This is a genomic window from Posidoniimonas corsicana (assembly GCF_007859765.1).
Classification (GTDB): Bacteria; Planctomycetota; Planctomycetia; order Pirellulales; family Lacipirellulaceae; genus Posidoniimonas; species Posidoniimonas corsicana.
Genome location: NZ_SIHJ01000001.1, coordinates 3045836 through 3058296, shown reverse-complemented (window position 1 = coordinate 3058296; position 12461 = coordinate 3045836). Strand labels below are relative to the sequence as shown.

Annotated in this window: 8 protein-coding genes; 6 read left to right on the top strand and 2 right to left on the bottom strand. The window is 68.0% G+C overall.

All coding sequences use genetic code 11. The annotated features are described in order from the left end of the window. The first annotated feature begins 96 nt into the window (after positions 1-96). The 6 genes from KOR34_RS11740 to KOR34_RS11715 all read left to right on the top strand — a co-directional run bounded on the left by KOR34_RS11740 (position 97) and on the right by KOR34_RS11715 (position 9349). Positions 97-1032 (top strand): BadF/BadG/BcrA/BcrD ATPase family protein, encoded by a 936-nt coding sequence (locus tag KOR34_RS11740; protein WP_197531346.1) that lies wholly within the window; start codon positions 97-99, stop codon positions 1030-1032. Between the two features lie 198 nt (positions 1033-1230). Then, positions 1231-2478: an AraC family transcriptional regulator gene (locus tag KOR34_RS11735; protein ID WP_146564769.1), complete on the top strand. Its 1248-nt coding sequence runs from the start codon at positions 1231-1233 to the stop codon at positions 2476-2478. Positions 2479-2644: 166 nt separating this feature from the next. Continuing rightward, positions 2645-3709 (top strand): DUF1611 domain-containing protein, encoded by a 1065-nt coding sequence (locus tag KOR34_RS11730; RefSeq protein ID WP_146564768.1) that lies wholly within the window; start codon positions 2645-2647, stop codon positions 3707-3709. Further along, the gene (locus KOR34_RS11725; protein ID WP_146564767.1) at positions 3706-4755 is read left to right on the top strand and encodes a dipeptide epimerase; all 1050 of its coding nucleotides are present in this window, start codon (positions 3706-3708) and stop codon (positions 4753-4755) included. The genes KOR34_RS11730 and KOR34_RS11725 overlap by 4 nt, the downstream gene beginning before the upstream one ends. A gap of 48 nt (positions 4756-4803) precedes the next feature. Continuing rightward, positions 4804-6807 carry a serine hydrolase gene (locus KOR34_RS11720; protein ID WP_197531345.1) on the top strand — a complete coding sequence of 668 codons (2004 nt, stop codon included), beginning with the start codon at positions 4804-4806 and terminating at the stop codon, positions 6805-6807. Between the two features lie 22 nt (positions 6808-6829). After that, positions 6830-9349: a glycoside hydrolase family 9 protein gene (locus KOR34_RS11715; protein WP_146564765.1), complete on the top strand. Its 2520-nt coding sequence runs from the start codon at positions 6830-6832 to the stop codon at positions 9347-9349. Between the two features lie 118 nt (positions 9350-9467). Here the strand turns inward: KOR34_RS11715 and KOR34_RS11710 are convergent, their stop codons facing one another. Together KOR34_RS11710 and KOR34_RS11705 are read right to left on the bottom strand one after the other, a co-directional pair. Then, entirely contained in the window at positions 9468-10706 is a 1239-nt protein-coding gene (locus KOR34_RS11710) for a heparan-alpha-glucosaminide N-acetyltransferase domain-containing protein (RefSeq protein WP_146564764.1), read from the bottom strand. Between the two features lie 264 nt (positions 10707-10970). Continuing rightward, positions 10971-12185, bottom strand: coding sequence for a hypothetical protein (locus KOR34_RS11705; protein WP_146564763.1), 1215 nt, complete (start codon positions 12183-12185; stop codon positions 10971-10973). Positions 12186-12461: the final 276 nt, after the last annotated feature.

The following is a 12461-nucleotide window of genomic DNA, read 5'->3' as shown; positions in this document are numbered from 1 at the left end:
TCATTCTAACCCATTTGCGCACCTCAACGGACCCGTTGCGACCGCCCTTTCCGGGGCGGACAACCACCCTCCCCTGCACGCCTCCGGACCGACACTGTGACCGAACGCTCGCCATTGCTGCTGGGAGTCGATGCGGGCGGGACCAAGTCGCGCGCCCTGGCCGCCACGGCGGGTCCCGGGGGACGGTTCTGTATGCACGGCGTTGGCGAGGCCGGGCCGGGCAACCCAATGAGCCACGGGCTGGATCGCGCGGCCGACTCGATCGTGTCGGCTATCCGAGCCGCGCTGTCTGCCGCGGGCGCCCAGCAGCCAGAGCCTGCGATGGCGGTGGTGGCCGCCGCCGGCGCGGCCAACGACACCCTGCGGCGCGCCCTGCAGCAGGCGCTCGACGCGGCCAACGTTGCAGCGACCTGCCGGGTGGTGCCGGACTACGAGCCCTTCTTCTCGCTGGCCGCGCCGCCGGTGGTGGGCGTCATTGCGGGCACCGGGTCGGTTGCCTTCGCCCGCGGCGCGGGCACCGACGTTGTGCGGGTCGGCGGCTGGGGGTACTTGCTGGGCGACGAGGGGAGCGGCTACGCCATCGGCCGCGAGGCGCTGCGCGCCGCCCTGGCGGAGCTGGAGCTCGGCAGATCCCTGTCGCCCATGGCGCAGGCCTGCCTCGCGGCGCTGCAGGCGTCCGACAGGGCGGGCCTGCTCGCGGCGGTCTACAAGTCGGACGACCAGCGCGGCCGCATCGCGGGCGTGGCGCGGCGGATTGTGGAGCTCGCGCGCACCGACCAACAGGCCGCGGCGCTGCTGCAGGCCGAAGCTGTTCGGCTGGCCGGGGTGGTGCACCAGGCGGTCACCGCCGCGGGGTTAGGGGCCGGGCGGTACTCGCTCAGCGTCGGGGGCGGGATCCTGGTCGGCAGCGCCGAATTCCGGGCAACGCTCATCGAGTCGCTGAGCGACCGACAGTCGGGCCCTGCCGAGGTGGTGGTGGTGCGCGATCCTGCCGTCGGTTGCCTCGCCGCGGCGCACGGCCTGCTGGGCTAGGCTGACCGCTCATGTGCGCTCACGAGGCCGAAAAGCTTGCGCCACAGCGCAAAATGGCGCCTTCTTGCAGAAACCCGAAACCGATCTGTCGGAGAAATTGAACCTCGATTAGCGCATGAATGGCTGCCGCGGGTACGATTGGAATAGCTGTCGCTAGCTTGTGACGACAACTCGTAACCGTAGCGGACGTTATGCCTTATGGATTCCGCCAAGCCCCGCAACCCGTCTGAAACCAACGGCGAACCGTCGCACACCCCGACCATGTTCCGCAACATGAAGCGGGTGGCGGTGCTCATTGAGACCGACACCTCCTCTGGTTGCAGCGTGATCCGCGGCATTGCCGACTACGCCGAGCGCCACGGCGGCTGGCACCTGCTGCTGGATCCCCGCGACCACGAGCACCGCTCGGCGTTGCCAGACGGGTGGTCGGGGCACGGGATCATCGCGCGGCTCAGCAGCCGTCAGCAGATCGACCAGGTCCGCGCCTGCGGCGCGCCGGTGGTCAACGTGGATGACATCTACGAAGACCTGGCCGAGTTCCCGATGGTCATCACCGACGAGGCCGCGTTGGCCGAGCAGGCGCTTACGCACCTGCTGGACCGTGGCTTCCAGCAGTTCGGCTACTTCGCGCCGCCCAGCACGCAGTACTCGAAGAAGCGGGGCGAGGCGTTCGTCAAAGCCGTCGAGGAGCACGGGTTCACGTGCCGCGAGTACAAGCCGGGCTACCGCCCGGGACGAAAGATCGGCTGGGTGGAGCAGCAGCGTCGGGTGTCGCGGTGGCTGGCCTCGCTGCCGCAGCCGATCGCGATCCTGGCGATCGACGCCGCCCACGGCCGTCAGCTGGCGGAGATCTGCCACCTCAACTCGTTCCGTGTGCCCGATGACATTGCGATCCTGGCGGGCGACCCGAACGACGTGTTCTGCGAGGTTTCCACGCCCCCCTTGTCGCACGTCAAAGTGGCGAGCGAGAAGATCGGGTTCACCGCGGCCGAGATGCTGGACTCGCTGATTTCAGGCGCCGCGGCGCCCAAGTCGGCCATCCGGACCGCGCCCCACGGCATCGCCGCGCGGCAGTCGACCGACCTCTTGGCGATCGACGACCCGATGATCGTCGACGCGCTGCGGTTCATCCGCGCCCACGCCCACCGCGGCATCGCCGTGCTCGACATCCTCCGCGAGATACCGATCTCCCGCCGCGGCCTGGAGATCCAGTTCCGCAACTACCTGGGCCGCTCGCCCGCCAAGGAGATCCGCCGGGTGCAGCTGGAGCGCGGCCGCGAGCTGCTGGCCAAACGCGAGCTGTCGATCAGCGAGGTCGCGCACGCGTGCGGCTTCGCGAACGCGACCCGGTTTGGCGTGGCGTTCAAGAAGGAGGTCAACACAACCCCGCTGGCCTACCGCCGCGAGCTGCTGGCCGGTCAGAAGGACCGCGACGCCGGCTACTAGCGCCGAAGTGCGCGTTCGCGTGACACTGCTGCGCTGGCGGGGCTTTAGCCGGCATCCTGCGCAGATTACCATTCGGATTGGCCGAAATGCGTAGGCGAGTGGCCGGCAGCCCCGGTGGTCGCGTTGCGCAGGCTCCCCCCGCTCCCCTCCCAGGTTTGCACGACCCTTGGCCCCTCCCAACGAACAAATCGTCCTGCTCACGGACGGCGCGGCCTCCCTGCTGGCCGCCAAGACTGCCACCAGCATCCTCCGCTACCGCGGCGAGAACGTGGTCGGGGTGCTCGACCGCTCGCGGGCCGGGCAGACGACCAACCAGGCGTTCGGCGTGGGCGGCGACACGCCCATCATCGCCAGCCTGAGCGACGCGCCCGACGCCACCACCCTGACCATCGGCATCGCGCCCCCCGGCGGCCGCGTGCCTGACGAGTGGCGGCCGATCCTGATCGAGGCCGCGCAGCGGGGCATGAAGCTCGTCTCGGGGCTGCACGACTTCCTCTGCGACGACGAGGAGATCGCGGCCGCCGCCAAAGCATCGGGCGCCGTCATTCACGACGTCCGCCGCAACCGCGAGCGCGACTTGGCCAAGGCGGTCGGCGTGCGAGACGACTGCCTGCGGATCCTAACCGTCGGCCAGGACTGCTCCATCGGCAAGATGCTCACCGCACTAGAGCTGACCAAGGGGCTCAAGGACCGCGGCGTCGACGCCAAGTTCATCGCGACCGGTCAGACCGGCATCATGATCGAGGGCGACGGCTGCCCCGTGGACTGCGTGGTGTCCGATTTTGTAAACGGCGCCGTGGAGAAGCAGATCCTCGCCAACCAGCACCACGAGGTGCTGGTCGTGGAGGGGCAGGCGACCATCTCGCACCCGGCGTACTCGTGTGTCTCAGCGGGGCTGCTGCACGGTTCGACGCCGCACGGCATGGTCATGGTGTACGAGGTCGGCCGTGAGAACGTGCACGGCGTCGATCACGTCCCGCTGCAGCCGCTCCCCAAGCTGATCGCCGCCTACGAGACCCTGGCCGCGCTGCGGATGCCGTCGAAGGTGATCGCCATCGCCATGAACAGCCGCAACGTCAGCGAGGAGGAGGCCGCCGTCGAACGCGAACGCGTCCGCGCCGAGCTGGGCCTGCCGGTCGCCGACCCGCTGCGGCACGGCGTGGGAGAGCTCGTCGATGCGATCGAGGCCCTGCGGGCGGAAGTGATTGCTCCGGCCGAGGCCGCCCAATGACCACGCTCACGACCCGCGGGTTCGACCTCCCGCTGAAGCACGTGTTCCGGATCTCGCGGAGCGCGGTCTCGGTGCAGCCGACCATGATCGTGCAGGCCGCCGCCGGTGGGCTGTACGGCTACGGCGAGGCGACCGAGAACGACTACTACCAGGCGACCATCGAGAACATCACCGCGATGGTCGCCAAGGCGCAGCCGCTGCTCGACGGCTGGGCGCCGCAGGACCCGGCCGACGTGCTCCGCGACGTCGGCGCCGTTATCGGGTTCGACGACGGCGTGCCGGGCGCCTCGTTCGCCCAGTGCGCGATCGACTGCGCCCTGCACGACCTGTGGGGCAAGTCGGCCGGCAAGCCGGTCGCCGGGCTGTGGGGCCTCGACCAATCAATCGGCCCGCAGTCCAACTTCACCATCGGCATCGACACGATCCCGGTGATGGTCGAGAAGCTGGCGGAGGAGCCGGGCTGGCCGACCTACAAGATCAAGCTCGGCACGCCCGAGGACATCGAGATTGTCCGCGAGCTCCGCAAGCACACCGACGCCCGCTTCCGCGTGGACGCCAACTGCGGCTGGACCGCGGAGAAGACCATCGAGCTCTCCGCCGAGCTGAAGGAGCTGGGCGTCGAGTTTATCGAGCAGCCGCTCCCCGCCGACGACCGCGCCGGGATGGAGCGGGTCTTTGCCGAGTCCGCGCTGCCGGTGATCGCCGACGAGAGCTGCATCACCGAGCCCGACGTCGCGCGGTGCCAGGACCTGTTCCACGGCGTGAACGTCAAGCTGGTGAAGTGCGGCGGCCTGGCGCCCGCACGGCGGATGCTGACCGAGGCCCGCCGCCGCGGCATGAAGACCATGGTGGGCTGCATGACGGAGTCGTCGGTCGGGATCTCCGCCATCGCTCAGCTGCTGCCGATGCTCGACTACGTCGACATGGACGGCGCCGTGCTCATCGCCCAAGACATCGCGTCCGGCGCCCGCGTCGACAAGGGACGCTGCGTGCTGCCGGGCGCTGGTGGGCTCGGCGTCGAGCTCAACGACGGGCCGCTCGGTTAGCGTCCCCGCTGCCTGACAAGTGATCTACGCCCTAGAGGAGGCCCCATGATGAAGGCGCCCACCTGCGCGACGGCTGTCACCGTTCTGCTAACCCTGTTCGCCACGGCGGCGATCGGGGCCGACTCGTTCGAAGCGTCGCTCACCGAGCTGCTCGAGGGGCACCGCGGCACGGTCGCCGCGGCCGCGAAGCACCTCCCTTCGGGTAAGGAGTTCCGCTTCAACGCCGACCAGCCGATGCCGACCGCCAGCCTGATCAAGCTGTCGATCATGGCGGCCGCCTTCAAGGCCGAAGCGGACGGGCGGCTCAAGATGAGCGACGAGGTTTCCCTCAAGGAGGAGGACAAGGTTCCCGGGTCGGGAGTGCTGACGGAGAACTTCTCGGCGGGCCTGTCGATGCCGCTGCACGACGCGATCCGGCTGATGATCGCGTTCTCCGACAACACGGCCACCAACCTGGTGATCGACCAGGTCGGCCTGCCCGCCACCACCGAGTACATGGAGGAACTGGGCCTGCCCAGCACGCGGCTGCACGCCAAGGTGTTCCGCCGCGACACCTCGATCGCGCCCGAGCGGAGCCGCGAGTTCGGGCTGGGGAGCACCACCGCCTCGGAGATGATCGAGCTGCTCGAGCAGATCAACGACCGCAAGCTGATCAGCTCCCAGGCGAGCGAAGCGATGTACCAGCACCTGCTGGCCTGCGAGTCGCGCAGCAAGGTCCCCCGCTACCTGCCCGAGGACACGCCCGTCGCTCACAAGACGGGATCGGTCTCCGCCGCCCGCTGCGACGCGGGGATTATCGAGTCGCCCAAGGGCCCCATCGCGTTCTGCATCCTGACCGGCGACAACAAGGACCACAGCTGGGGCGACGAGAACGAGGCCGAGCTGCTGGCCGCCGAGTTCGGCAAGGCGATCTACACCCACTACGGGACCGACGAGGACGCCCCCGCCGCGGTGGTCGCCCGGGTGCTGAAGGTCGGCGCCGACGGCACATTGGTGGAGTCGCTCCAGCGCACGCTCAACAAGCAGCTGAAGCCCTCGCCCGAGCTCAGCGCCGACGGCGACTTCGGCCCCAACACCCAGCGGGCGGTCATCGCGTTCCAGAAGCAGGCCGGCGTCGAGCCGACCGGCGAGGTCGGCCCCGACACCTGGCGGGCGCTCGGGCCGCTGGTCACCGAGGACGAGCCCACGCCCGAGCCGGCCGTGGCGATGGCGGGCCTCAAGAAGAAGGACCCCGCCGACACGCTCGCGGGCCCTCCGATCGTCACCTGCAAGGCGTACGCGATCGCCGACGCCAAGACCGGCGAGGTGCTGTGGGGCTACAACGACTCGCGGCGGCGTGACCCGGCGAGCGTCACCAAGATCATGACCGCGTACCTCGTCTGCCGCCTGGCGGAGCAGGACCCGTCGGTCCTGGAAGAGGTGCTCACGTTCTCGCAGCGGGCCGACGACACCTCCGGCTCGACGTCCGACCTCCGCGCCGGCGAACGCGTTAAGATCGCCGACGCGCTGTACGGGCTGATGCTCCCCTCGGGCAATGACATGTCGGTCGCCTTCGCCGAGCACTTCGGCCCCCGTCTGGCCGAAGAAGGGGCCGAGGAGCAACCGCCCTACGACTCGTTCATCGCCGCCATGAACCGCGCCGCGGAAGAGCTCGGCATGGACGGCACCGGCTACCGCAACCCACACGGGCTCACTGCGCACGGCCACCACACCACCGCCGCCGACATGGTGAAGCTGGCCCGCGCGGCGCTCGATCTGCCCGTGCTCCGCGAAGTGGTCAACACCCGCCTGCACGCGATCACGGTCGACTCGGTCGACGGCTACCAGCGGAACGTGGTGTGGAAGAACACCAACCGGCTGCTCGGCATCGAGGGTTTCTACGGCGTGAAGACCGGCACCACCGGCCCGGCCGGCGCGTGCCTGGTCTCGGCCGGCCGCCGCGGCGACGCGGACCTCATCATGGTCGTGCTCGGCGCCACCTCGGGCGACGCCCGATATGTCGACTCGCGGAACCTGTACCGCTGGGCCTGGGCGCAGCTGCAAGCCGAATAAGCGGACGCCGCCCGGAGGTCCTATGCGAACGATGGCACGCGGCTTGGCGGTTGTTGCGTCGGCGCTGGTGGTTTGCTCGTCCGGCTTTGCCGCTCAGCCGGTCCACATCAGGACGAATCAGCTAGGGTACCTGGCGTCCGATCCGAAGTCGGCGATCGCGTTCAGCGAAGAGGAATTAGCCACGCAGTTCCACGTCGTCGAGGTCGGAAGCGGCCGGGTCGTCTACGCCGGTGAAGCCCGGCCCGCCAACGAGTCCAGCTGGAACAGCTTCGCCCATCACTACCGGCTCGACTTTACCGACCTGCGGGCCGAAGGCCGCTACGCGATCCGACTGGAGCCCGGTGGGGCCGAGTCGCGGCCCTTCCGCATCGGCCCCGACGCCTTCGGGCGCCACGTCGAAGACCTGCTCGGCTTCATGCGGCAGCAGCGGTGTGGGTACAACCCGCTGCTCGACATGGTCTGCCACCAGCGGGACGGCCGGACCGCGTACGGGCCCAGGCCGGCCGGGACCTTCGTCGACGCCAGCGGCGGGTGGCACGACGCCGGCGACCAGCTCAAGTACCTGCTGACCGCCAGCAACGCGACGGCTCGGATGCTTTTGGCGTACGAGCTGGAGCCGACCAAGTTCGCCGACCACGTCGACCGTCTAGGGCAGCCGGGCCCGAACGGACTGCCCGACGTGCTCGACGAGGCTCGCTGGGGCCTCGACTGGATCCACAAGCTCCACCCGGAACCGGACCAGCTGTACCACCAGGTCGCCGACGACCGCGACCACTCCGGCTGGAAGTCGCCCGACGCGGACACGTCCGACTACGGGTGGGGACCCAACAGCTACCGGGTGCTCTACTTCGCCGATGGCCGGCCCCAGGGGCTGAAGCAGTACAAGAGCGACTCCGACGGGGTCGCCAACCTGGCCGGTCGGTGCGCCGCGGCCATGGCGATGGGCCACCGGGTGTGGAAGGAGCGTGGCGACCCGGTCTTTGCCCAGCGGTGCCTGGTCGCCGCTCGCGAGCTGTACGCGATGGGCGCCGCCGCCGAAGGCACGCAGCAGGGGAACTCCTATGGCGCCCCGTACCGGTACGCGGAGGCCACGTGGGCGGACGACATGGAGTGGGGCGCCGCCGAGCTCTACCGCGAGACCGGCGACCCTGCGAATCTAGAGCAGGCGAAGCGCTACGCTCGGATCGCCGGCGATGTCGGCTGGATGCACCACGAGCAAGCCGGCCACTACGAGTACTACCCGTTCGTCAACGTCGGCCACTTCGCCCTGTTCCCGCACGTCGACGCCGAGTTCCAGGAAGAGCTGGCGGGCTACTACCGGAGCGGGCTGGACGCGACCGTCGCGCGGGCGAAGACCAACGTGTACGGCGTCGGCGTGCCGTTCATCTGGTGCTCCAACAACCTGACGACCGCGCTCATCACCCAGGCGCTGCTGTACGAGCGCATGACGGGCGACTCCCGCTACCGAGAGCACGCGACCCGGCACCGCGACTGGCTGCTGGGCCGCAACCCCTGGGGGACGACCATGTTTACCGGCGTCCCCCGCGATGGCGACGCGCCGCTGGACGTTCACACCGGGGTCTGGAAGCTGTTCCGGAGGAACGTCCCCGGTGGCCTGGTCGACGGCCCCGTTTACCGCTCGGTCTTCGACGGGCTCATCGGCGTCCAGCTCAACGAGGCCGACGAGTACAAGGATTTCCAGAACGATCATGTCGTCTACCACGACGACTTCGGCGACTACGCGACCAACGAGCCGACGATGGACGGCACCGCCGGCGCGATCTACTTCATGGCGCACTACGGGGCGTACGCGAGCGACTCGGGCGACGCGGCTGGCGAGCTAGAGATCAGCCACGGCGCGGTGGTGCGCGGCAGCGCGGCCGAGGCCAAGATCGCGCTGGTCTTCACCGGCGGCGAGCACACCGACGGCGCGGAGGAGATCCTCGCCACGCTCGCGGACCGCCGGGTGAAAGCCTCGTTCTTCCTGACCGGCGACTTCCTCGCCCAGCCAGGCATGGCCGATTGGACCCGCCGCGCCGCCGTCCGCGGCCACTACGTCGGGCCGCACTCCCACGCCCACCCGCTGTACGCGCCCTGGGACGACCGCGAACGCATCCTCGTGACTAAACAGGACTTCCTGCAGGACCTGCGGAAGAACCTTGACGAGGTGCGGGCCCTCGGCGGAGCGGCGGGCGACCCGGTCTGGTTCATCCCGCCCTACGAGTGGCACAACGCCCGCCACGCGGAGTGGGCCACAGCCGCCGGTTGCCGCCTGTTCAACTTCACGCCGGGTTCCGGCTCGCATCGTGACTTCGCCCCCGAGGGCCACAAAGCATTTCTCCCATCGGTGGAGCTGGTCCAGGGCATCCTGACGCACGAGCAGTCCGAGCCGAACGGTCTGAACGGGCACCTGCTGCTGCTCCACCTCGGCAGCGCCCGGCAAGACCGGGCGCCGCCCCTGCTGCCCCGGTTGATCGATGCGCTGCACGAACGAGGGTACGAGTTCGTCACCGTCGACCGGCTCCTGGGTCGCTCGCGGTAGGCGGTCTTTGGTGCTGGGGTCTGGCAGACGTTCGAGAGTGGAGTAAACGCCTCGGACGTTTGTGGTGGCGAGGGTTACGCCACTAGATCGCTCAGCCTCCGCTGTCGGGGAGGTCGGGCTACAGCTTCAGGTAGATGCCCCGCAGTTCCAGGCTGCGGACCAGCAGGTACGTGACTCCGATAAACACGGCGCACCCGCCCCACATGTACCACTCCGGGGCGTCACGCGGCATGAACGACTTGACCGAGTGGTCGACCATCATGTGCAGGACGTAGGCCGCCAGGGCGTTGGCGCCAAAGGTGGAGAGCACGCCAATCCGCCAGCCGTACAGGTCGCAGCCGACGTAGAACAGCAGGAACACCGCCAACGAGAACCCGGCTGCGAACACCTGGTACGAGAGCGTGCCTGACCGCTGGCTCATCATCCAGTAGTTCCACGCCCGCAGCTGGTGGCTCTTGCCGATGTCGCCGTCCGGGTGGGGCGGCGGCACGAAGGGCGGCTCGGCCAGCAGTTGCAGGACTTGTCCGCTCGCCACCTTCTCGCGGGCGGTCGCCACCTGCGCGGGTGTGGGGATGACCGGTTGGCTGGCCAGCTTCGTCGCCGCGGGCTGCGTGGCAGACGGCGCGTCGTAGAACCGCGTCCCGCAGGAGAGCGCGTAGCCCGCCGCCATCAGCAGGGCCGACCAGAGCAGCATCGACGCCAGCGGGCGGCGGCCCTCCGGTTGGGCCACAGCGTCGTAGGCGAGCGTGCCGACGATCATCGGTACGGCCCACGTGAGGAACCCGAGCGGCCCGCCGTCAATGCCGTTGGGGGCCCCGTTGTTGACCCAGTGGAAGTAGAACGCGTGCGACGCCACGACGTGGATCGCCGCCGAACCCAGCAGGAACGCAATCCGCCAACCGACGCCCGCTCGGACCACCGGCAGGACCCAGAGTGAGGTGACGGCGATGTGCGTCAGCGTTTGGAACCAGGTGCTCTTCAGCGGCCCCCGCACGGCCTCCCAGGCGCCCATCGTGGACAGCTGGTCCCAGGTCTCGGCCCTCGAGCCGGCGGAGTAGACGACCAGGCTCACCAGCACGAGCCCGAGCAGGCGGCGGACCATGCGGGCGTAGGCGGCCGGCGCGCCGCGGGATTCGATCCGGCGTTCGAAGCTGAGCCGGAAGGCGAACCCGACCGCGAAGAGGAACTGCGGCATGATCGTGTCCGCGAAGCTGCAGAACACGTTGTGGTGCCGAAGCAGCCAGTGGCACGCCTCGAAGCTGCCTAAGAAGTTGACCAGGAACATGGCCAGGACGGTGTAGCCCCGGAACTGGTCCAGGGACGCAATCCGCTTCTGGGCCGGCTCGTCGGTCGACATGGCGTACTTCTTGGGGCGGGCCCGGGGGCCCGACCCGCCAACGGTGGGAGTTCGGTGGGGTGGTCGTAGCGTGCGGTGCAATCGCACGCCCAATCTACCCGAAGACCGCCGCGAGGTGTGCGGCTCAGAGATCCGGTCAGATCGCCGCGGCCGGCGCCGGCGTGCTTGACGGGGATGCAACAACTAGAGTGCTCACCCGCTCTCGCGTGTGAGCATGGCGCCCGGCTAGCCGGGACGCCGAGTGCCAGACGGGGATACCGCGAGTCATTGCGCGGCAACAATCACCTGTGAGAGAGAGCTATCAGCCGCCGGCCAGTCTAGTTGTTCTCCTACACTCAACCCAATCGTTCGGTCCGAACGGACGTTGAATAGCTTGAGGGGATCGCCGCTCTCTAGATCGATCGCCCACACATTGCCGGACTGAAACGCCACCGCTAGCAGGCTGTCTCCGACAAAACTGGCGAGGCCACGGAATAGTCTCTCGCCGGCCGGATACCCGATGACTGACGCTGGCTTCTCGCCGTCGAACAAGATGAGCCGACTCTGCAGCAGCGCAACCCACTTGCCCGACACCGGGGACGCCGCCACCGCGTTGCCGAATCGAGACTCGGCATAGACTAATGGGCGGTCCGGCAATTCCGATTCACCAGCGGCGAGACGGTATATTCCTTCAACGTCATTGCTCCAGTAGAGCAAACTACCGTCGCTGCACGAGGCGATTGATATGTCTTGGAAACTCGGCGACCTCTGTTGCTGGAAGCGCACAATCGGCTCGTCGCTGCCCGACTTTGAGATCTGAACTACGCGATCGGCGCCGTTATCGCCTACAAGGTAGTAGTCACACTGTGGGTTGCTCGACAACGCTATTGTGTCCGGTAGCAGGGTGGGATTGCTGAACACCGACTTCAGCTCGCCGGCCTTGCCGATTGCGAGTACTTGGCCTTGCCCCACCCTTGCACTTGCCTGAACGCAAAGCAAGCGGTCGCCATCGACACCTAAGCCCATTGCTGAGCCGGGGGTCGTCACACAACCAAGTATTTCGCCTTCGGCATCGACCTGGACGACCTTGCTCGGTCTGGACACGGGACCAAACGACACATAGATCGATGCGCCGGCGAAGCGTTCGCGGATCGATCGTGTCGAGGTAACTGAATCGGCGGCGGGTAGTTTTGGTACGCTATCGAACCGAGAGTTCTTACTGGCGTCGAAGAAACGTGGCGCAGGATTCGAGCCTAGGCCCGGTCGACTCGATCCTCCACTGGCGCTGCCTGCCTGCTGACGCAATTGAGACTCAAGCTGCTGTACCCGCTGTTCTAGCAACCGGATCCGATCTTCTATGGCGGGTTGGCGGACCTTGTCTGTCGTTGACTCGTCTCGTCCGATCGCTTGCGCGGCAAGATCGGCTGACGCCGCGATCAACAATACGAGTGCGCTCAGTGAAGTCGAAATAATGCGTGAGCGGTAGATGAGTTTGGCCATCGCTAATTGTCTCTCGCGGAGGTGATTGGTACGCGGTCCAATGCGACACTGAGCATGCCACGTCAACGCGAGGCGAGACCCCACCGCATCATCACCGAGGTGACCACTTGCCAATAGCCCTGAGGCCGCCCTATAGGCACCGCTCGGGGCCAGTCTAATGCGACGCCGAAAGTGCAATCAAGCCTGCGTACATGCAGCACACCTCCGCGATTGTTTAGCAGCTCAAACCCGCGTCGGCTTCGAGGTCCTGCGCAGGATTAGCTAGGAACTCCTACT